At 68.8% G+C, this 19,106-nt stretch carries 19 protein-coding genes and 2 tRNA genes; 12 read left to right on the forward strand and 9 right to left on the reverse strand.

Annotated elements, in window-relative coordinates:
- Positions 1 to 5: 5 nt before the first annotated feature.
- The gene (locus ACLJPX_RS28105; protein WP_410603161.1) at positions 6 to 1,187 is read right to left on the reverse strand and encodes an acetyl-CoA C-acetyltransferase; all 1,182 of its coding nucleotides are present in this window, start codon (positions 1,185 to 1,187) and stop codon (positions 6 to 8) included.
- Between the two features lie 132 nt (positions 1,188 to 1,319).
- On the opposite strand from ACLJPX_RS28105, the gene mce reads away from it, so the two are divergent.
- Positions 1,320 to 1,769 carry a methylmalonyl-CoA epimerase gene (gene mce / locus ACLJPX_RS28110; protein ID WP_410603163.1) on the forward strand — a complete coding sequence of 150 codons (450 nt, stop codon included), beginning with the start codon at positions 1,320 to 1,322 and terminating at the stop codon, positions 1,767 to 1,769.
- Here the strand turns inward: mce and ACLJPX_RS28115 are convergent.
- Together ACLJPX_RS28115 and ACLJPX_RS28120 are read right to left on the reverse strand one after the other, a co-directional pair.
- Entirely contained in the window at positions 1,763 to 2,326 is a 564-nt protein-coding gene (locus tag ACLJPX_RS28115) for a TetR/AcrR family transcriptional regulator (RefSeq protein WP_410603165.1), read from the reverse strand. The two genes, mce and ACLJPX_RS28115, sit on opposite strands and share 7 nt — an antisense overlap.
- A 16-nt stretch (positions 2,327 to 2,342) precedes the next feature.
- Positions 2,343 to 2,711 carry an SPW repeat protein gene (locus tag ACLJPX_RS28120; RefSeq protein WP_101610074.1) on the reverse strand — a complete coding sequence of 123 codons (369 nt, stop codon included), beginning with the start codon at positions 2,709 to 2,711 and terminating at the stop codon, positions 2,343 to 2,345.
- A 246-nt stretch (positions 2,712 to 2,957) separates the two neighbouring features.
- Here ACLJPX_RS28120 and ccrA point away from each other — a divergent pair, with 246 nt between their 5' ends.
- From ccrA to ACLJPX_RS28145, 5 genes are all read left to right on the forward strand, one after another.
- Positions 2,958 to 4,298: a crotonyl-CoA carboxylase/reductase gene (gene ccrA / locus ACLJPX_RS28125; RefSeq protein ID WP_410603167.1), complete on the forward strand. Its 1,341-nt coding sequence runs from the start codon at positions 2,958 to 2,960 to the stop codon at positions 4,296 to 4,298.
- Positions 4,299 to 4,402: 104 nt separating this feature from the next.
- Positions 4,403 to 5,512: a chromosome segregation protein gene (locus tag ACLJPX_RS28130; protein WP_410603496.1), complete on the forward strand. Its 1,110-nt coding sequence runs from the start codon at positions 4,403 to 4,405 to the stop codon at positions 5,510 to 5,512.
- Positions 5,513 to 5,619: 107 nt separating this feature from the next.
- Complete coding sequence (locus tag ACLJPX_RS28135; RefSeq protein WP_101610077.1) at positions 5,620 to 6,069, forward strand: universal stress protein; 450 nt, start codon at positions 5,620 to 5,622, stop codon at positions 6,067 to 6,069.
- The gene (locus ACLJPX_RS28140) at positions 6,069 to 7,232 is read left to right on the forward strand and encodes an adenylate cyclase regulatory domain-containing protein (RefSeq protein WP_410603170.1); all 1,164 of its coding nucleotides are present in this window, start codon (positions 6,069 to 6,071) and stop codon (positions 7,230 to 7,232) included. Before ACLJPX_RS28135 ends, ACLJPX_RS28140 begins: the two co-directional genes overlap by 1 nt.
- 45 nt (positions 7,233 to 7,277) lie before the next feature.
- Positions 7,278 to 7,784, forward strand: a complete 507-nt coding sequence (locus tag ACLJPX_RS28145; protein WP_410603172.1) for a hypothetical protein — start codon at positions 7,278 to 7,280, stop codon at positions 7,782 to 7,784.
- Between the two features lie 106 nt (positions 7,785 to 7,890).
- On the opposite strand, the gene ACLJPX_RS28150 is transcribed toward ACLJPX_RS28145, so the two are convergent.
- Genes ACLJPX_RS28150 through ACLJPX_RS28160 form a run of 3 tightly spaced genes read right to left on the reverse strand, consistent with a single transcriptional unit; the run spans position 7,891 to position 10,866 of the window.
- Entirely contained in the window at positions 7,891 to 9,123 is a 1,233-nt protein-coding gene (locus ACLJPX_RS28150) for an aldehyde dehydrogenase family protein (protein ID WP_410603174.1), read from the reverse strand.
- Positions 9,124 to 9,175: 52 nt separating this feature from the next.
- Positions 9,176 to 9,889: a M50 family metallopeptidase gene (locus ACLJPX_RS28155; RefSeq protein ID WP_101610080.1), complete on the reverse strand. Its 714-nt coding sequence runs from the start codon at positions 9,887 to 9,889 to the stop codon at positions 9,176 to 9,178.
- A 35-nt stretch (positions 9,890 to 9,924) separates the two neighbouring features.
- Positions 9,925 to 10,866, reverse strand: a complete 942-nt coding sequence (locus ACLJPX_RS28160; protein WP_101610081.1) for a DNA-3-methyladenine glycosylase family protein — start codon at positions 10,864 to 10,866, stop codon at positions 9,925 to 9,927.
- Between the two features lie 141 nt (positions 10,867 to 11,007).
- On the opposite strand from ACLJPX_RS28160, the gene ACLJPX_RS28165 reads away from it, so the two are divergent.
- From ACLJPX_RS28165 to ACLJPX_RS28175, 3 genes are all read left to right on the forward strand, one after another.
- Positions 11,008 to 11,778, forward strand: coding sequence for a class I SAM-dependent methyltransferase (locus tag ACLJPX_RS28165; protein ID WP_410603177.1), 771 nt, complete (start codon positions 11,008 to 11,010; stop codon positions 11,776 to 11,778).
- On the forward strand, positions 11,775 to 13,103 hold the full coding sequence (locus ACLJPX_RS28170; protein ID WP_410603179.1) for a M20 family metallopeptidase: 1,329 nt from the start codon (positions 11,775 to 11,777) through the stop codon (positions 13,101 to 13,103). Before ACLJPX_RS28165 ends, ACLJPX_RS28170 begins: the two co-directional genes overlap by 4 nt.
- A gap of 91 nt (positions 13,104 to 13,194) precedes the next feature.
- Positions 13,195 to 14,166 (forward strand): trypsin-like peptidase domain-containing protein, encoded by a 972-nt coding sequence (locus ACLJPX_RS28175; protein WP_410603181.1) that lies wholly within the window; start codon positions 13,195 to 13,197, stop codon positions 14,164 to 14,166.
- 86 nt (positions 14,167 to 14,252) lie between these two features.
- Here the strand turns inward: ACLJPX_RS28175 and ACLJPX_RS28180 are convergent, their stop codons facing one another.
- Together ACLJPX_RS28180 and ACLJPX_RS28185 are read right to left on the reverse strand one after the other, a co-directional pair.
- On the reverse strand, positions 14,253 to 14,630 hold the full coding sequence (locus tag ACLJPX_RS28180) for a DUF3224 domain-containing protein (protein ID WP_410603183.1): 378 nt from the start codon (positions 14,628 to 14,630) through the stop codon (positions 14,253 to 14,255).
- A 47-nt stretch (positions 14,631 to 14,677) separates the two neighbouring features.
- A complete protein-coding gene (locus ACLJPX_RS28185; RefSeq protein ID WP_410603185.1) occupies positions 14,678 to 16,204 on the reverse strand; it encodes a helicase HerA-like domain-containing protein in 1,527 nt (508 codons plus the stop codon).
- A 112-nt stretch (positions 16,205 to 16,316) separates the two neighbouring features.
- On the opposite strand from ACLJPX_RS28185, the gene orn reads away from it, so the two are divergent.
- A complete protein-coding gene (gene orn, locus ACLJPX_RS28190; protein WP_410603187.1) occupies positions 16,317 to 16,925 on the forward strand; it encodes an oligoribonuclease in 609 nt (202 codons plus the stop codon).
- A gap of 78 nt (positions 16,926 to 17,003) precedes the next feature.
- Positions 17,004 to 17,079: transfer RNA gene (locus ACLJPX_RS28195), tRNA-His, on the forward strand.
- Positions 17,080 to 17,304: 225 nt separating this feature from the next.
- Here the strand turns inward: ACLJPX_RS28195 and ACLJPX_RS28200 are convergent.
- A complete protein-coding gene (locus tag ACLJPX_RS28200; protein WP_410603189.1) occupies positions 17,305 to 18,522 on the reverse strand; it encodes a L,D-transpeptidase in 1,218 nt (405 codons plus the stop codon).
- Positions 18,523 to 18,727: 205 nt separating this feature from the next.
- On the opposite strand from ACLJPX_RS28200, the gene ACLJPX_RS28205 reads away from it, so the two are divergent.
- A tRNA-Lys gene (locus ACLJPX_RS28205) sits at positions 18,728 to 18,800 on the forward strand.
- Positions 18,801 to 19,106: the final 306 nt, after the last annotated feature.

Raw genomic sequence — 19,106 nt, forward strand, 5'->3', positions numbered from 1 at the left:
GGGCTTTACGGAACGCGGAGCAGCAGCGCGTCGCCCTGGCCGCCACCACCGCAGAGGGCGGCCGCGCCGAGGCCGCCACCGCGACGACGGAGTTCGTGGATCAGGTGCACGGCGAGGCGCGCGCCCGAAGCACCGATCGGGTGGCCGAGCGCGATGGCGCCGCCGTCGACGTTCACCTTGTCGGCGTCGACACCGAGCTTCTCGGCCGAGACCAGGCCGACGGCCGCGAAGGCCTCGTTGATCTCGATCAGGTCGAGCGCGTCCGCGGTCAGCTTCTCCTTGGCCAGCGCGGCCAGGATCGCGTTCGACGGCTGCTCGTGCAGGCTGGCGTCCGGACCGGAGACCACGCCGTGCGCGCCGATCTCGGCGAGCGGCGTCAGGCCCAGTTCCTCGGCCTTGGCCCGGCTGGCCACGATGACCGCGGCCGCGCCGTCGGAGATCTGCGAGGCCGAACCGGCGGTGATCGTGCCGTCGGAGGCGAACGCCGGGCGCAGCTTCGCGAGGCTTTCCGCGGTGGTGTCGGCGCGGACGCCCTCGTCCCTCGAGAAGACGACCGGGTCGCCCTTGCGCTGCGGGATCGTCACCGGCGCGATCTCGGCGTCGAAGCGGCCCTCCGCGATGGCGGCGGCGGCACGCTGGTGCGAGCGCGCGGAGAACTCGTCCTGCTGCTCGCGGGTGAGGCCGTAGCGGGTGTTGTACTTCTCCGTCGACGCGCCCATCGCGACCTGGTCGAAGGCGCAGAACAGGCCGTCGTAAGCCATGTGGTCGACGAGCGTCGTGTCGCCGTACTTGAAGCCGGCGCGGGATTTCGGCAGCAGATGCGGTGCCTGGGTCATCGACTCCTGGCCGCCCGCCACGATCAGGTCGAACTCGCCGGCGCGGATGAGCTGGTCGGCGAGCGCGATGGCGTCGAGACCGGAAAGGCAGACCTTGTTGATGGTCAGCGCCGGGACGGTCATCGGGATGCCACCGGCGACCGCGGCCTGGCGTGCCGGGATCTGACCGGCGCCGGCGGTGAGGACCTGGCCCATGATCGTGTATTGGACGGCGTCCGGCGAGACCCCGGCCTGCTCCAGCGCCGCCTTGATCGCGAATCCGCCCAGTTGCGCACCCGAGAAGTCCTTCAGGGAACCGAGCAATCGCCCGATCGGTGTACGGGCGGCACCCAGGATCACGGAACCGGACACGGCGTCCTCCAAGCATCGGCGCAAGGGCAATAGGCGGTCTTCGCGACCATACCCGGGGCGAGGGCCTCTTGATGGAGCCAGTGTGAGGCGGCGCACGCCGGTTCCCCCGCTCGCGGACCTATCCTGCTTTGCATGAACCAGGCGCTGAAACCCTTCGTGACCGCCATCGACCACGTCGGCATCGCGGTACCCGACCTCGACGCCGCGATCGCCTTCCACACCGAGCATTTCGGCCTGGAAGTGGCGCACCAGGAAGTCAACGAAGAGCAGGGCGTCCGCGAAGCGATGCTCCGCGCGCCGGGCACCGCGGGGACCGAGACGGCGATCCAGCTCCTCGCACCGCTTCGCGAGGACTCGGCGATCGGCAAGTTCCTCGCGAAGAGCGGCCCCGGCTTGCAGCAGCTGGCGTACCGAGTGTCCGATGTGGACGCCGCCGCCGCGGCACTGCGCGCGCAGGGGCTCCGGTTGCTCTACGAGGAGGCGAAGCGCGGCACTTCGAACAGCCGGGTGAACTTCGTGCATCCCAAGGACGCCGGTGGCGTGCTCGTGGAACTGGTCGAGCCCGCGAAAGACGGTCACTGACCGCGCGTCAACGCCTCTGCGATGAAGGCGACCTCGCGATCGATCTCGGCGGGGTCCCCGTCCTCGTTGTGCCGCGCGGTCGCGTGGCGATGGCTGACCGCCCGCGCGAGCAGGCCGGACGCCGAATCGACGTCCGCGACCGCGAGTTCGCCGCCGGTCGCGGCGACGATCACCGCCTTCACCTGACGGACGAGTTGCTGGAACCGTTCGCCCAGCGCGTCGCGGACCGCGCGGTGCGTGTCGGCCTCGCGCCACAACAGGTGTGACAGCGCCAGGGACCGGTTGAACCGCCTGTCGAGTTCCATGACGAGGCCGCGCAGGCTGCCCGCGAGATCGCCGGGGACCACCACGACGGCCGGTTCGATCCGGGCGTCCGGCAGTTCGGCGACCAGCGCGGCCAGCAGATCCGACTTGCGCCGGAAGTAGTAGTGCACCAGTCCTTTGGGCACCCCGGCCCGCTCGGCGATCCGGGAGGTCGGGGTGGCGTCGAAACCGGATTCGGCGAAAAGCGCCTCCGCGGCCCGCAGAATGCGCTGTTTCGCCGAATCCTCTTTCACGTGGTCTCCTCGCGCGTCAGTGCTGTCCCGCCGTCTTGTGCGTCGCCTGGGCGATCGGCATCGCGGCCGCCCCGGCCACCACGGTCAGGACGCCACCGATCCAGGCGGTCCAGGACGCGCCCATGAAGTCGGCGTATCCCATCACCCAGGGCGAAATGAACAGCAGCGCGCCCAGGATGATCTGGATGCCCTCGCCGTAGACCATGCCAGGCATCGCGAGCGACGCGAGGCCGTCGAGGGCGATCAGCGCGCCGAGGACGACGAGAGTCCACATCGCGGTGTTGTCCGTGGTCATCCAGAGGGGTGAAAGCGCGACCACGACACCGACGGCCACCTCCGCCCAGTCATGGGGACGTGTCCAGGGGCGCGTCGTGGGTTCGTTCATGCGTGCTCACCTCCGAAAATCGGCTGAACCTGCAGGTCGGAGAGATCTCCACTACCGATGGTCCGCTTGGTTGGCCGGCCGGTCAAGACCGGTCGATAACACTTCGGGATGTGTACGTGCTCCACGTCTCGTACGGTTGTGGACCTGGTTACCCGTGAGTAATTTGGGCGAACCACTCTTTGCCGGTGAGCCCACATCGGCGCAGTGGCGCCAACACGCCGTCCCACCCCATTCGCGGAGGTTCCGATGACGCAGCTCGGCGAGATCCAGCAGGCCATTCTGAACGATGACCTCGGCGCGGTGGCGTCGCTCGACGTGCCGGAGTCCTATCGCGGGGTGACCGTGCACAAGGACGAGGCCGACATGTTCCAGGGCCTCGAAAGCCGGGACAAGGACCCGCGCAAGTCGCTGCACGTCGACGACGTCCCGACCCCGGAACTCGGCCCCGGCGAGGCCCTGGTCGCGGTCATGGCGAGCGCGATCAACTACAACACCGTCTGGACCTCGATCTTCGAGCCGGTCTCGACCTTCAAGTTCCTGGAGCGCTACGGACGGCTCTCGCCGCTGTCGAAGCGCCATGACCTGCCGTATCACGTGGTCGGCTCGGACCTGTCCGGCGTCGTGCTGCGCACCGGCGCCGGCGTGCACAACTGGAAGCCGGGCGACGAGGTCGTCGCGCACTGCCTCAACGTGGAGCTCGAAGGCCCGGACGGGCACAACGACACGATGCTCGACACCGAGCAGCGGATCTGGGGCTTCGAAACGAACTTCGGCGGGCTCGCCGAGATCGCGCTGGTCAAGGCGAACCAGCTGATGCCGAAGCCGGATCACCTCACCTGGGAAGAGGCCGCGTCCCCCGGTCTGGTGAATTCCACGGCCTACCGGCAGCTCGTTTCGCGCAACGGCGCGGACATGAAGCAGGGCGACGTCGTGCTGATCTGGGGCGCTTCGGGCGGTCTCGGCTCCTACGCGACGCAGTACGCGCTCAACGGCGGCGCGATCCCGGTGTGCGTGGTCTCCAGCCCCGAGAAGGCGGAGATCTGCCGCAAGCTCGGCGCGGAGCTGATCATCGACCGCAACGCCGAGGGCTACAAGTTCTGGAAGGACGAGAACAACCAGGACCCGAAGGAGTGGCAGCGGTTCGGCAAGAAGATCCGCGAGCTGACCGGCGGCGAGGACCCGGACATCGTCTTCGAGCACCCGGGCCGCGAGACCTTCGGCGCTTCGGTCTACGCCGCGCGCAAGGGCGGCACGATCGTCACGTGCGCGTCGACGTCCGGGTTCATGCACCAGTACGACAACCGGTATCTGTGGATGAACCTCAAGCGGATCATCGGCAGCCACTTCGCCAACTACCGCGAATCGTGGGAGGCGAACCGGCTGATCTCGAAAGGTCTGATCCACCCGACGCTGTCGAAGACCTACTCGCTGGAAGACACCGGCCAGGCCGCGCTGGACGTGCACCGCAACGCCCACCAGGGCAAGGTCGGCGTGCTCGCCCTTGCGCCGGAAGAAGGTCTGGGCGTCCGGAACCACGAGCTGCGCGAAAAGCACATCGACGGGATCAACGCCTTCCGGAACGTTTAGCGCGCCAGAACGCACTTTCGCCGCGCGTTGCGTGGGTGCTCACCCTTCCGTGACTCCAGCTCGACTACGGTAGAAGGATGAGCCTTGGCGAGGAACGGGAGCTAGTGCCGCTGGGAGCCGGCTTCGACGTGGCGAAGCGCGGTTACAGCCGTGCGCAGGTCGATGAACATCTCGAACGGCTTGACGCCGATCTGAAGATGCTCACCGCCGACCGCGATGCCGCCATCGGGCAGGCGGGCGACCTGGCACGGCAGCTGGAGACCGCGCGCGGCGAGATCGCGGACCTGCGCGGGCAGGTCGACAGGCTCGCCCAGCCGCCGACGAGCGTCGAAGGCCTTTCCGAGCGCCTGCAGCGCATGCTGCGGCTCGCGCAGGACGAGTCCGCCGACACGAAGGCGCGCGCGGAAGCCGAAGCCGGGCACATCCGCGCCAAGGCGGAGACCGACGCGAGCGCCATGCGGGCCCGCTACGAGCAGCTACTCAACGAGCTCGACCTCCGTCGCAAGGAGATGGAGGCCGAGCACCGCGGCGTCCTGGAGACCGCGCGCGCCGAGGCGAAGGACATCACCGACAAGGCGAAGGCCGAGCGCGACAAGCTCGACGCCGAGTCGCAGCAGCGCCGCACGCAGGTCGAAGAGGACTTCGAGATCGCGATGGCGTCGCGGCGCACCGAAGCCATGCACGCGCTGGCCGAGCAGGAGGCCTCCAGCAAGGCCGAGGCCGCCCGCCGCGTCCGCGAGGCCACCGAGGACGCCGCCACCATCCGCGCGAAGGTGCTCGAAGAGGAGACAGCGGCCAAGGCCGACATCGAGCGCCGTCAGCGCGAGTCCGTCGCCGACGCCAACAAGCGCAAGCAGGACTCGATCACCGAGGCCAACGCCCGGCTCGCCGAGGCGGCCGACGAGGCACGCCGCCGCGTCCGGCAGGCCACCGAAGAGTCCAACCGGCGGATCACCCAGGCCACCGAACGGGTCGAATCCCTCCGCAAGGTGCGCTCCAGCCTGGCCGAGCAGGTCCGCACCGCGCGGACCGCGCTCGCCGAGGCGACGCACGTCCTCGGCGACGAACCGCACGTCCCGGCGGATCTGAAGGCGAAGCCGTCCTCCGACCCGGAGGCCACAGTGCAGCTGCGGACGGCCGATGTGCCGAAGGCCACATCCGGCGCGAAGCCTTCACCTCGACCTGCGGCAGCGCAGAAACCGACTGGCGAGTAACCTTCTCACCCGACCGCCTTCACGACGGCCTGCGGGCCGATCGTCCAGCGGTTATCGTCGCTGCTCGCGCGCATGCGCGAGCCAGAGGAGATCGGTGGAGGTTGCGGATGGCTGCATATCGGACCGTGGTCGTGGGCACGGACGGATCGGATTCCTCGTTCGCCGCGGTCGACCGGGCGGCGGGGGTCGCGGGCGACTCCGGAGCCACCCTGGTCATCGTGTGCGCCTACTACCCCGCCAACAAGGGCGACGTGGAGAAGGCGCAGGACGCCCTCGGTGACGAGGCGTACCAGGTCGTCGGTTCGGCCCCGGCCGAGGACACCCTGCTGTCGGCCCGGGACAGGGCAGGCAAGGCGGGCGCGAAGGCCATCGAGACCACGGCTGTCGTCGGCGACCCCGTCGACGCGCTGCGCAAGGTCGTCTCCGAACGCTCCGCGGACCTGCTGGTGGTCGGCAACCGCGGGCTGAACACGCTCGCCGGCCGCATCCTGGGCTCCGTGCCGTCCGAAGTGGCCCGGAAGTCGGGTGTGGACGTGCTCATCGTTCACACCACGTAATGGCCGATTCCGGCGAGCCCGCGCCCGACGCGCTTCAGCAGCGTCTCGAACGGATCCTGCTCGGCGGCAGACGCAAGTACACCCGGCTCGAAGTCGCCGAGAAGGCGGGCGTTCCCGAAGAGCGTTCTCGGCGGCTTTGGCGTGCGCTGGGCTTCGCGACCGTCGAGGACGACGAGGTCGTCTTCACCGACGCCGACATCGAAGCGATCCGCACCGCCGACCAGCTGATGAACTCGGGCCTGATCGACCCGGGCATCGAGCTGGCGGTGACGCGCGCGCTGGGCCAGCACCTTTCGCGGCTCGCGGAATGGCAGGTCCACATGCTGTGGACGATGATCACCGAGAACAAGGACATCGGCACCAGCGAACGCCAGATCGCACGACTCGTCGACAGGCTGCTGCCCGAACTGGAGCAGGTGCAGAACTTCGTCTGGCGGCGGCACCTGGCCGCCTACTCCGGACGCGCGTTCGCGTCCCCGGACGAAGACCTCCAGGCCAGGACCGAGGTCGTCGGCTTCGTCGACATGGTCGGCTACACCCGCCTGACCAGGCAGATCGGCGAAGACGAGCTGAGCGCCGTCCTCGACCGGTTCGAATCCGTCGCCACCGAGGTGGTCGCCGAGCACCACGGCCGGATCGTGAAGATGATCGGTGACGAGGTGCTGTTCGTCGCCGATTCCGCCGTCGACGGCGCCGAGATCGCCCTCGCGCTGTCCGAACGCGCCGACGCCGACGAGACGCTGCCCGCCGTCCGCGCCGGCCTGGCGTCGGGCCGGATCCTCCTGCGGTTCGGTGACGTCTACGGCTCGGTCGTGAACCTCGCCGCCCGCCTCACCTCGACCGCGCGGCCGGGCACCATCCTGGTGGACAAGGAACTCGCGACCGAACTCGCGGAATTCCCGGAGTACGAGGTCCGCACGCGGCGGCCGGTTTCGGTGCGGGGGTACAACCGGCTGCGGCCTTCGTCCTTGCGGCGGGCGCAGGAGCAGCCTTCGGGCATGTTCGCGTCTTCGCAGCAGCTGGCCGCGGAGATGCTGGGGCTGACGCCTGGGACCGCCGCTTCGGAGTCTCCTGACGTCGAGAAGCTCGCCGAAGAGATCGAGGACGCCACAGCGGACTCGTTGCCGCCTCGGCCTCGCTCGAAACGACGTCGGCGACGCTGATCGCTTCGCTCGTCGCGGGAGCAAGGGACCTTTGCTATCGCCGCCGTGTTAACGGGAGCGCTGATCGACGCGAGTTACGTGCGGCATATCGGCATAGCCCACCCGGAGGCTGAAATGGTGGTCACCCGTCGCACCGCGCTTTTGGTCCTCGTTTTTCTCTTCGTGGTCGCGGCGGCGACGGTGACCATCGTGTTGACGACGACCTCCGGCAGTAAAGAGCCGACCACCTTTACTCTCAAGGGGACCATCTACGTCGCCAAGTGCACCAGCTCGGGCTATGGCGATCTCCTCCCAGGCGCTCAGGTCGAAGTAAAGGACCAGAGCGGCGAAGTACTGGGCGTGGGGACTGTGGAGCTCTCCGACGCGGTCGCCAACCGCAAATCCGGGGAGACACTGGATTTGCGAGCCATCTGTACGAGCAAGTTCTCGGTCGCTGACGTGCCCGCGGGACGCAAGATGTACGGCGTGCACATCGGCAACAACAACCGAGGCGTCATCTGGAAGGCCGAGTCCGAGGCGAAGCAAGGATTCGAACTCAGCATCGGTTCCTAGCCACGACCGTGTGGATTTTGGGACGTCAGATGTCCCAAAATCCACACGGTCAGGTCTCGACACCCGTCGCCGGAGCAAGGGACCTTTGCTATCGCCGCGCCCCGGGTCAGGCGGGCAGCACGGCGTATTGCCGCACGTAGAGGTCGGTGTAGGTGACCGGGCCGCGCGGGCCCGGGACGTTGTCCAGGTTGATGCCGGTCTCGGGGACGGCCAGCAGCTTGAAGCCGTCGAGCAGCCGGGTGGGAGCGTTCCAGAAAACGCCTGTGCCGGTGTACGCGTCGAAGAACGCGTCAGCGGCTTCGCTGCTTTCGGTGGCGATACCGGCGGCGAGACCGGAGGTCTGCTCGTTGGCCATCTCGGCCGCTTCGGGCAGGCTCGCGACCTTCGCGACGGTGACGGTCGCTTCGCGGTCGGAGTCGAGCGCCCATTCGTAGCCGATGGCGTGCTCGTGCGGGGCGAGCGACGGCGTGACGCCGCGTTCGGCCAGCGCGCCGGAGATGCCGGGCCAGACGCGCTCGTGCGCGGCCTCGTGGATCAGCAGCAGGTTCAGCCGGTTGCAGACGCCGAGCCTGTCGAGGCTGTTGAAGACCAGCTCGCGCACCTTGTCGGTGTCGGCCGCTTCGTCGATGTACAGCACGCCGCCACCGTCGGCGTGGGCCAGCGTGCGGACGCCGTGGACGGCCGCCTCGGTGGCCAGCGCACGGGTGCTGTCGCCGCTGCCGCGCAGGATGACCAGCGGCACGAGCGCGGGGAACCGCACCAGCGCGGAAGCCGCTTCGCGCTCGGCGCGCGGCACCAGCTGGATGACGTCCGGGTCGATGCCCGCCTCGGCGAGCGCCGGGGCGATGACGGTCTCGCGCAGGCGCTGGGCCGAGCCGAGCGCGGCGGAGCCCGTGCGGAGCACGCCACCGTTGCGCGACTTCACCAGCTGCGAGGCGACGTCGACCGTGACGTTCGGGCGCGCCTCGTAGTTCGCGCCGATCACGCCGACCGGGCGGCGGCGTTCCACCAGCCGCAGCCCTCCGTCCAAAGTGGACACCTCGACGGACCGCTCCTGGTGCGGCGCACCGGCCAGGAGGCGGAGCTGCTCGGCCATGCCGGTCAGCCGCTCGGGGGTGATGGTGAGCCTGTCGAGCAGGCCCGCGCTCATACCGTCTTGGCGAGCCTTGGCGATGTCGGCCTGGTTCGCCTCGAGCACGACGTCGGCGTGCTCGACCAGCTTGCCCGCCATGGCGTTCAGCGCGGCGTCGATCGCCTCCGCGGAGGCGGCGGCCAGCGACGGCGCGGCCCGTTTCGCCGATCGAGCGCATTCCTCGACGGCCTTGGCGACCTCGTCCATCTGGTGACTCCCTCCGCGCGGAACGAGCCATCAGTCTGCCGCACCGCCCCGGTCAGGCGACGGTCGGCTCCAGCAGCCACAACCCGCCCGCGAAGAGACAGCTCACCGTCAGCACGGCCATCACCAGCACCCACAGCACCGCGGGCACCCCGGTGAGCCTGCCGAGCTGATCGGCGTCGGAATCCCGCGCCGAGCCGCGGCGCCGCTTGATCTGCAGCTCGATCACCGGCCGGACACCGCCGAACAGCAGGAACCAGGTCAGCAGGTAGACGAAGATCGCCTGGAACCACGACGGCGCCACCAGCGCGACCAAGCCGAGCACCACCGAGCTGGTGACCACGGCGAACACGCCGTAGGTGTTGCGCACCATCACCAGGACGCCCAGCAGCATCAGGGCCATCACGATCAGCACGACGGTGATCAGGTCCGACGAGAGCAGCCCGGCGAACACCAGTCCGAGCACCGCGGCCGCCGGGTACCCGGCCAGCGCGGTGAACGCCATCCCGGGCCCCTCCGGTTTGCCACGGGAGACCGTGACCCCGGAAGTGTCCGAGTGCAGTTTGATGCCCTGCAGCCGACGGCCCACCAGGATCGCCGCCAGCGCGTGACCTGCCTCGTGGACGAGCGTGACCAGATTGCGGGCGATCCGCCAAGGCCTGCCCGAAAGCACCACGAGCAGTGCGAGACCACCGGTGACCAGGGTGATCGTGCCGGGCGGGGTGGACTGGGCGATGTCGGAAACCGTTTCGGCGGGAGACGAGCTCACCTCACCAGCTCACCACAAGGGGGATACGTCCCGTGTCAGGCGGTCATGGAACCCCCGATCTCGCGCGTGCGAAACTCCCGGTCGTTGCGCAGGGCGAAGGCCACCCAGCTGCGGAACGGCCGCCACACCGTGGACAGCTCCTCCAGTTCCTCGGGCGGCGCCAGCGGCAGGTCGTACGCGGCCCGCATGGCCTCCTGCAGGCGCGGCTCGCCCCCGGGGAAGACGTCCGGATGCCCGGCACCCCGGATCAGGATCAGCTGGGCCGAGAACGGGCCGATCCCCGGCAACCGCTGCAGCCAGCGCAACGCGTCCGGGACCGGCATCGCGCGCAGGTACGCGGCGTCGAGCAGACCGTCCTTGGCGGCGTTGGCCACCGCGCGCAGCCTCTCGGCCTTCATCTCCGGCAGCTCGCGCCCGGCCTCCTGCCCGGCCATGACGTCCGGCGCCGGGAACGACCTGAGGATCTTCCCGCCGACGTCCACCGGCCTGCCGAACTCCTCGGCGAGCCGTCGTTTCGCCACAGCGGCCAGCGACATCCTCGTCCGGTGGCTCAGGATCGCCCAGCAGGCCGCCTCGTAGGGCGAGTGGAACAGAACGGGCCGCAGCCCGGGGAACGTCCGCTGAAGGCGGCGCACCACCGGATCCGCGGTGCCGATCTTGGCGAAGCCGGTGCCGTCGACGTCCACCGAAAGGATCCGCCGCACCTGGGCGCCGACCTCGACGGCGAGCCCTTCTTCGGCGAAGACCTCCACCTCGATCGAGCCGGGCGATCTCTGTCTGACGGCCGCACCGACGTGCTCCCACCCCGCTTCGGCGGGGAAGGCGAAGCGCAGGGTGCCGGGTTCGGCGGCGGCGTCCGTGCGGCACGCGGGCGGGAAATCGGTCAGGAACCGGATGGACTTGTCGAGGTCGAACGGGCCGCGCACCGGGATGCGCAGCGTGGTCGTGGCGGTGTGCTGGAGGATCGAGCCGGTCATTTCGGGCTCCTTCGGCTGGGGAACGGCGACTCCCTCCGACGTTAGAGACGGCCACCGACAGTTTCGGGTCACGGCGGCGGGAATGTCGCGAACGGGCCGGTCATGGCAGATTCTCGGGTGACCACCGTGAAGGGAGCAGCCATGCCGGACCATCGCGAACGTCTCGAGAGCCTGCTGCGGCCGGGAACCAAACCCGCCGGGGCCAGGGGAGGTTTTCTCGATCTGCTGGGCGAAATCCCGCAGGCGGGGCCACCGACCGGACTCGCGCAGCGACTGATGCGCACCTCCGCCGTGCCGATGATCTACGAGCGGTACTGGCGCCCGACACTGGGCAGGGTCGCGAAAGGACTGAACGGCCCGAGCATGGCGGACGAGGTCCGCATCGCGGTCGAAGCGCTCGGCCTGCGCCCCGGCCAGGTCGTGCTGGACGTCGCGTGCGGCACCGGCAGGTTCACCCGCGCGTTCGGCGAAGCTGTCGGCGCGGAGGGGCTTTCGATCGGGCTCGACGGTTCGGTCACCATGCTGGACAAGGCACTCGCCGCGCCCAACCCGGCTTCGGTGACCTATCTGCGCGCCGACGCCGTCGACCTGCCGCTCGGCGATTCCACTGTGGACGCCGTCTGCTGCTTCGCCGCGCTGCACATGTTCGCCGATCCGGACGCGGCGCTGGATTCGTTCGCCCGGGTGCTGAAACCCGGCGGCTCGCTGGTGATGCTGACCAGCGCGCGGCACAGCGATCAGCCGATGCGGCTGGCGGACACCTTCCTCGGCAGGCTGAGCGGGCAGCGGATGTTCGACCGCGGCGAGATCACGCTGAAACTGTTCAGGCGCGGTTTCGACCGGGTGGAGGAGCGGTATTCGGGCGTCACGCAGATCGTCACGGGAGAGCTACCGGTTAACATCCGGAAATGATCCGCTCTGAGCACGCTTCGCCGATTCCTCCCGACGACAGCTACCTCCGTTCGCTGGTCGAGGCGACCACGGACGCCGTCGCCGCGGCCGAACCCCTCGGCTCGCCGCACGAGGGCGCGGATCCCGCCACACGGGACGCCGTCGAGGCCGGGATCCGCACGCTGGCCGCGGAACTGGTGGAGCTGAGCCAAGACCTGCACGCTCATCCCGAAGAGGGGTTCGCCGAGCACCGCTCGGTCCTCGCGCTCGGAGACCTGCTCAAGCGGCACGGCCACGAGGTGACCATCGGCGCGGGCGGGCTGGACACCGCCTTGGTCGCGAGCACTCCCGGAAGCGGCCCGCACATCGCGGTCCTCTCCGAGTACGACGCCCTCCCCGGGCTGGGCCACGGCTGCGGGCACAACGTCATCTGCACCGCGGGCGCGGGCGGATTCCTCGGCGCGGCGGTGGTCGCCGAACGACTGGGCGGCCGGGTCTCGCTGATCGGCACGCCGGCGGAGGAAGGCGGTGGAGGCAAGGAAACCCTGGCCCGCGCGGGGGTTTTCGACGACGTCGACGCCGTGGTCATGCTGCACCCGTTCAGTCACGACATCGCCATGCACCCGTTCCTCGGCAGGCGCCAGCTCGAAATGGTGTTCACCGGAGTCGGCGCGCACGCGTCGGCGCAGCCGTTCATGGGACGCAACGCGCTCGATGCCGCCGTCGCCGCGTACCAGGGTGTCGCGGCGCTTCGGCAGCATCTGCCCTCCAGCGACCGCGTCCACGGCGTCTTCACCGACGGTGGCGCGCGGCCGAACGTCGTTCCCGAACGTGCGGCGCTGCTGTTCTACCTCCGCTCCGCGCAGCCGGACACGCTGCGCGATCTCGCCGAGCGCGTTTCGGCGATCGCACGCGGTGCGGCGGAGATGACCGGCTGCGGAGTCGAGTTGCAGTGGGACTCCCAGCCCGCGTACCTGCCGATCCGGTTCAACACCACGCTCGCGGGACGCTGGTCCGTGCATCAGGTCGACGCCGGCCGCAAACCGCTGCCGCCGGGGATCGTGCCCGAATTCCTCACCGGCTCGACCGATCTCGGCAATCTCTCCTACCGGATGCCCGCGATCCACCCGATGATCGCCATCGCCGGGCCGACGACCGCCTTGCACACCAAGGAGTTCGCGGCCGCCGCCGGTTCACCGGACGGTGATCGCGCGGTCGTCGACGGCGCGCTGGGGCTGGCGCTGACCGCCGTCGACTATCTGGCCGACGCGGAACTCCGGGCCGCGGTACACGAGGAGTTCGAAGCTTCGGGCGGCGCGCTGGACGTCCCGGCGTTCTTCGACTGAGAAAACGCTGAGGTTTCTCAGCTGATTCTTCTCAGCAAAGCCAAGGGGTTTTCCACAGGCAGCTCACAAGTACGGGCGCGAATCTTGTTCCATGACCGAGAACGAGAGTCGGCCCGGCCCCGCCTCCACCGGTGGGCACCAGCCGCCGCATCAGCAGCAGTACCCCGGCTACACCCCTTGGCAGGCCGCGCCGAATCCGCTCTTCACGCCGCAGCAGGCCCAGACGCCGACGCCGGTCCCGCCGCCGCGCAAGAAGGGCGGCCGGGTCGCCGTCCTCGTCAGCGCGACGGCACTCGCCGCCGCCCTGATCGGCGGAGTCGGCGGCGCGGCGCTCGTCGGCATCGACTCGGCGTCGTCGGCGTCCGGCACGGGGTCGTCCGCGGTCGCCAACGGGCAACTGGTCGGGAACAACACCTCGGGTGACGTCAGCGGGGTCGCCGCCAAGGTGACGCCGAGCGTCGTCCAGGTGAACGTGACCACCGCGCAGGGTGAGGCCGTCGGCTCCGGCGTCATCCTGACGGCGGACGGGCGCATCCTCACCAACGCCCACGTGGTGGCCGACGCCCAGGGCGACGTGACCGTCACGCTTTCGAACGGCAAGCAGTACAAGGCGAGCGTGGTCGGCGCCGACACGAAGGCCGACATCGCCGTTCTGCAGGCGAAGGACGCGAGCGGGCTGACACCGGCTTCGCTCGGCGACTCGAGCAAGCTCGTCGCCGGCCAGCAGGTCGTGGCGATCGGCTCGCCCGGCGGACTGCAGAACACCGTGACCACCGGGATCGTGAGCGCGCTGAACCGCAAGCTCGACGACCTGGGCGGCGGCCAGGACCGGCGATCGCCCTACAGCAGGACCACGAACGAAAGCGGGCCCAGCTACACCGCGATCCAGACCGACGCCCCGATCAACCAGGGCAACTCGGGCGGGGCGCTGGTGGACGCGCAGGGGAACGTCATCGGCATCAACTCGGCGCTGTACAACCCGTCTTCGACCGGCAGCATCGGCATCGGCTTCGCAATCCCCATCAACGACGCGAAGAAGATCGTCGAGCAGATCGTCGGCTGACCCGGCCGTCTGGACCGCTGTCAGGGGGCGGCCCAGCAGGCACTGTCCGTGAGGGCCTCCTTCGGCGAAGGAGGCCCTCACGGCTTTCAAAGTTCGTAGGTGAGGGTGAAGGTGTGGTTGCCTTCGTCGTCCTGGACGATCTCCGCCGTTCCGGTGATGCCCGCCAGGTCACCGTGACCGGAGCCCGGCAGGACGATCAGGTGATGCCCGTTCTCCCCCGCCGAGTGATGCAGGACGAAGCCACCCTTACGCCCGTCGACGGATACGGCCAGCCGCTCGAAGGCGACGTACGCCGACGACGTCTCGTTCACCGCCGTGAGCATTTCCACGGTGCTGGTGCCTTCGACGCCGCCGGCGAAGGTCTTGCCGAGCACCACTCGGGAGAACTCGGTGCCTTCGGCCTTCTCGGTGGCTTGGGGATCCCAGCCGTCCACGGTGAACGACGCTGTCGCGGTGTTGGTCATGGCGCCCAGCCTGCCGCACATACCTGACAGAACGCGTCAGGTATTCCTCACCGCCTCCGGTTTCCGAACAGGCCTCGCGTGATCTCCCGTCCGAGCGCGCTCGCCGCCGAGCGGAGGAACGACTTCACCGCCGGGTTCTTCATCGCCTGCTCGACCATCCCCGGCGCTTCCTTCTCCGGTTTCGGAGCCGGAGGGGCTTCTGGCGGCGCTTCGCCGGCGGGCGGCGCGGCCACCTTCGCGGCGAGCTTCTCGTAAGCCGACTCGCGATCGATCGTCTCGGCGTACTTCGCGTGCAGATCCGAGGACGCCGTCGCCGCGGAGATGGCTTCGGCGCCGATGGACCCCATCTTCGACCGCGGCGCGCGCAGGCGGGTCCACGCGACCGGCGTCGGCGCGCCCCGCTCGGAAAGCACGGTGACGATCGCTTCGCCGATACCGAGCGACGTCAGCGCCGAGTCCAGCTCGTAGTGCTTCGTCTTCGGATACGTCTTCACCGTCTTCGTCAGCGCCGCCTGGTCTTCGGGGGTGAACGCGCGCAACGCGTGCTGGACCCGCGCGCCCAGTTGCGACAGGACGTTGTTCGGGATGTCCGTCGGGAGCTGCGTGCAGAAGAACACGCCCACGCCCTTCGACCGGATCAGCTTCACGGTCTGCTCGATGCGCTCCAAGAACGCCTTCGACGCGTCGTTGAACAGCAGGTGCGCCTCGTCGAAGAAGAACACCAGCTTCGGCTTGTCGAGATCGCCCTCCTCGGGCAGCTCCTCGAACAACTCGGCCAGCAGCCACATGAGGAACGTCGAGAACAGCGCGGGTTTCGACTGGAGGTTGTCCAGCTCCAGCAAGGTCACCATCGCCTTGCCGTCGACCTGGCGCATCAGGTCGTGGACGTCCAGCTCGGGCTCGCCGAAGAAGTCCTCGCCGCCCTGGGCCTCCAGATTGGACAGCGCCCGGAGGATCACCCCGGCCGTCGCGGCCGAGACGCCACCGATGCCCTTGAGGTCTTCCTTGCCCTCGTCACTGGTCAGGTGCGTGATGACCGAGCGGAGATCCTTCGTGTCCAGCAGCGCCAAGCCGCGCTGATCGGCCCAGTGGAAGATCAGGCCGAGCGTCGACTCCTGGGTTTCGTTGAGCCCCAGCACCTTCGACAGCAGGATCGGGCCGAAACTCGTGATCGTCGCCCGGATCGGCGACCCCATGCCGCCGGTGCCCAGCGACAGGAACTGCACCGGGAACGCCGCGGGCGCCCACTGATCAGCCAGCTCTTCCGCGCGTTTGGCGATCTTGTCGTTGCTCTCGCCCTGCGCGGCGAGCCCCGACAGGTCGCCCTTCACGTCCGCCAGCACCACCGGCACCCCCGCGGCCGAGAGCTGCTCGGCGATCAGCTGCAAGGTCTTCGTCTTGCCGGTACCGGTCGCGCCCGCGACCAGCCCGTGACGGTTCAGCGTCGCCAGGGGCAGGCGGACCGCCGCACCGGCGTCGGCCTTGCCGTCGATCACGACGGCGCCGAGCTCGACCGCCGCTCCCTCGCTCACGTAGCCCTGCGCGATCTCCTGGGCTGGACCTTGTTCGGCCACTGTCACTCCCTGGTCTGTGATATGGCTCACCTGAGGATGCACACGCTGCCAGCAACGCGCCGAACCCGCACGTCGCACGTCGTGAATCCCCGGGTCGGGTTAGGGTTTCGGGGTGAACGACCGCCTAGTCTGGATCGACTGCGAGATGACGGGGCTCGACCTCGGCAAGGACGCGTTGATCGAAATAGCCGCGCTGGTGACCGATGCGGAGCTCAACGTCCTCGGCGAAGGCGTCGACATCGTCATCCACACCGACGACGAGACCCTCGACGGCATGCCCGAGGTCGTCCGCGACATGCACGCCCGCTCCGGCCTCACCGAAGAGGTCCGGCGCTCCACGGTGACCCTGGAGGAGGCCGAGCAGCGCGTCCTCGAGTACATCCGCGAACACGTGCCCGAGGTCAACGTCGCCCCGCTCGCCGGCAACTCCATCGCCACCGACCGCGGCTTCATCACCAGGGACATGCCCGCCCTCGACGGGCACCTGCACTACCGCATGGTCGACGTGTCTTCGGTGAAGGAACTCGTCCGGCGCTGGTACCCGCGGATCTACTACGCCAAGCCCGAGAAGGGCCTCGCCCACCGCGCGCTCGCCGACATCAAGGAATCCATCGGGGAGCTCGACTACTACCGCCGCGCCGCCTTCGTCCCGCAGCCCGGCCCGACCACCGAACAGGCCAAGGCCGCGGCCGCTGAAGTGCAGGAACGCCACGAACAGTAACCCGTTGCGAGCCCCGGAAACGGGCACGCTAATATAGTGCGGCCGAGGTGATGGGGAAGCTTCCCGAGCCCGGCGATGGTGGGCGTAGCTCAGCTGGTAGAGCACCTGGTTGTGGTCCAGGAGGTCGCGGGTTCGAAACCCGTCGCTCACCCCATTACCCCAGTCTGTTCGGGGCTCTTACGAGCCCCTCCCGACAGGCTGGGGTTTCGCCTTTTTTTGGGGGCCGAGCCCCCAAGCCCCCGCCGGAGGGCTGCGCCCCCGGACCCCCATCACATCGGTGCCGTAACCGTTCAAGCGCGGCGCGAATCGTGGTCCCGGAACGTCATGAGGGGTCCCTTTAGGACGAAATCGTCCTAAAGGGACCCCTCATGGCATCGGGTCAGTTCCGGTCGCCGCCGGTCTTCCAGTCGTCCCACGACATCTGCCACACCGACCAGCCGTCGGTCGGCTCCAGCACCTGCGGGCCCGAGTTGGCGACCGTGATGATGTCGCCCTTCTTCGAAGTGTCCATGAGCCACTTCGCGTTCTCGGTCGACAGGTTGATGCAGCCGTGGCTCACGTTCCGCTTGCCCTGCGAGCCGACCGACCACGGCGCCGAGTGGTAGAAGATGCCGCTGTTCGACATCCGCACCGCGTACTTCACGAACGTCCGGTAGCCGGCCTTGCTGTCCGACGGGACGCCGTAAGTGCTCGAGTCCATCGTGTACCCGGTGTGCTCGCTCATCACCGTGTAGGTCCCGGCCGGGGTGCTGCTCGACGGCTTGCCCATCGAGATCGGCATCTGCTTGACCTCTTGGTCGTTCACGACGACCTTCATCTGGTGCGTGCCGCCGTCCGCGGTCGCGACCAGCTTGTCACCGACGACCACCTTGGCGGGCTTGTCCTCGCGGCCGAAGGTGTTGTTGCCGAGGTTCTTGCCGTAGATCGCCGCGTTGACCGAGATCTTGGTGCCCGGCTTGAAGTACTCCTTGGGCCGCCACATCACGGTCTTCTCACCGAACCAGTGGAACGCGCCCTCGGCCTGCGGCTCGGTGACGATCTTCAGCGCCTTCTCAGTCGCCGCCTTGTCGGGCACGTTGCCGGTGAAGCTGAAGATCAGCGGCAGCCCGACGCCGACCGTCTCGCCTTCGACCAGGTTGATCGAGACACCGATCTGCTTGCCCGGCTTGGACGTGGAGAACGTCGAGGTCGCGGTGACCGGCTTGCCGTCGGTCCCGGTCGCGGCCGCGGTTACGGTGTAGGTCTTGCCGTAGCCGAGCGGCTCCGCCGACTCCCAGCCCGAACCGTCTTCCTTCGGCTTGCCCGCGACGACCTTGCCGTCGGCCCCGGTCAGCTTGACCTCGCCCACCTTGCCGTCGGCGACGGCGACCGTCACCGGCTCGCCGGGCGCCACGTCCGCCGCGCCCTGCGCCGGGGTCAGCGTCATCGCGGCGGGCTTCGGAGCGGGAGCCGCGCTGCTCTGCTGCGAACCACCGGGAGTGCCACCCGGAGACGGCGATTCACTCGACGGTGTACTGCTGCACGAGGCGAGTGTGAACCCGGCCACCACAGCCACCAACGCCACCCGCGACCGCCCCGTCGCTCCCCAGACCCTCATGCACACCGCCCGTTTCGCGTGGTACCAACCCCTACGTCTGGCTATAGTCTGCCTGACCGGCCGCAACGCCTGCGGCCGGATGGCCGAATACGTCCCCGCGACGCCCACGGCGGCCTAAGGGGACCCCCCTGAAACGGGCCCCAGCAACCCTGTGTTAATGTTTTCCACGTCGCCGAGGGGAACACCAAAGCGGCGGAACAAGCAGGCGCCATTAGCTCAATTGGCAGAGCAGCTGGCTCTTAACCAGCGGGTTCGGGGTTCGAGTCCCTGATGGCGCACAGTCAAGCCCCACGTTTTCGGTTTCGATGACGTGGGGCTTTGTGTTGCGTGGACGAATTTCTTCCACTTCTTTACTGTCCATTGTGGTCTGACCCGCACCCGAGACGAGCCCGAGCTTGTCGGGCGGAGTTCCTGGGGATGAGCCTGTCGGCACCGGCGGCGAGGGCGAGTGTGGCGGCGCCGTACCGGAGGTCGTGCAGCCGGATGGGCGGCAGACCGGCTTGGCGGACGATCTCGTATAACCGTTTGGTGACATCGGCTGGATGGAGGGGGCTTCCGTCAGGCTGGGTGAACAGCAGCCCGCT

The organism is Amycolatopsis sp. lyj-90 (assembly GCF_046549035.1).
Classification (GTDB): Bacteria; Actinomycetota; Actinomycetes; order Mycobacteriales; family Pseudonocardiaceae; genus Amycolatopsis.

Coding starts and splice junctions, on each gene's coding strand:
- mce (WP_410603163.1), top strand. CDS start 1,320: ATGAACCAGGCGCTGAAACCCTTCGTGACCGCCATCGACCACGTCGGC.
- ACLJPX_RS28200 (WP_410603189.1), bottom strand. CDS start 18,522: ATGAGGGTCTGGGGAGCGACGGGGCGGTCGCGGGTGGCGTTGGTGGCT.
- ACLJPX_RS28140 (WP_410603170.1), top strand. CDS start 6,069: ATGGCCGATTCCGGCGAGCCCGCGCCCGACGCGCTTCAGCAGCGTCTC.
- ACLJPX_RS28170 (WP_410603179.1), top strand. CDS start 11,775: ATGATCCGCTCTGAGCACGCTTCGCCGATTCCTCCCGACGACAGCTAC.
- ccrA (WP_410603167.1), top strand. CDS start 2,958: ATGACGCAGCTCGGCGAGATCCAGCAGGCCATTCTGAACGATGACCTC.
- ACLJPX_RS28160 (WP_101610081.1), bottom strand. CDS start 10,866: ATGACCGGCTCGATCCTCCAGCACACCGCCACGACCACGCTGCGCATC.
- ACLJPX_RS28180 (WP_410603183.1), bottom strand. CDS start 14,630: ATGACCAACACCGCGACAGCGTCGTTCACCGTGGACGGCTGGGATCCC.
- ACLJPX_RS28135 (WP_101610077.1), top strand. CDS start 5,620: ATGGCTGCATATCGGACCGTGGTCGTGGGCACGGACGGATCGGATTCC.
- ACLJPX_RS28175 (WP_410603181.1), top strand. CDS start 13,195: ATGACCGAGAACGAGAGTCGGCCCGGCCCCGCCTCCACCGGTGGGCAC.
- ACLJPX_RS28150 (WP_410603174.1), bottom strand. CDS start 9,123: ATGGACGAGGTCGCCAAGGCCGTCGAGGAATGCGCTCGATCGGCGAAA.
- ACLJPX_RS28165 (WP_410603177.1), top strand. CDS start 11,008: ATGCCGGACCATCGCGAACGTCTCGAGAGCCTGCTGCGGCCGGGAACC.
- ACLJPX_RS28120 (WP_101610074.1), bottom strand. CDS start 2,711: ATGAACGAACCCACGACGCGCCCCTGGACACGTCCCCATGACTGGGCG.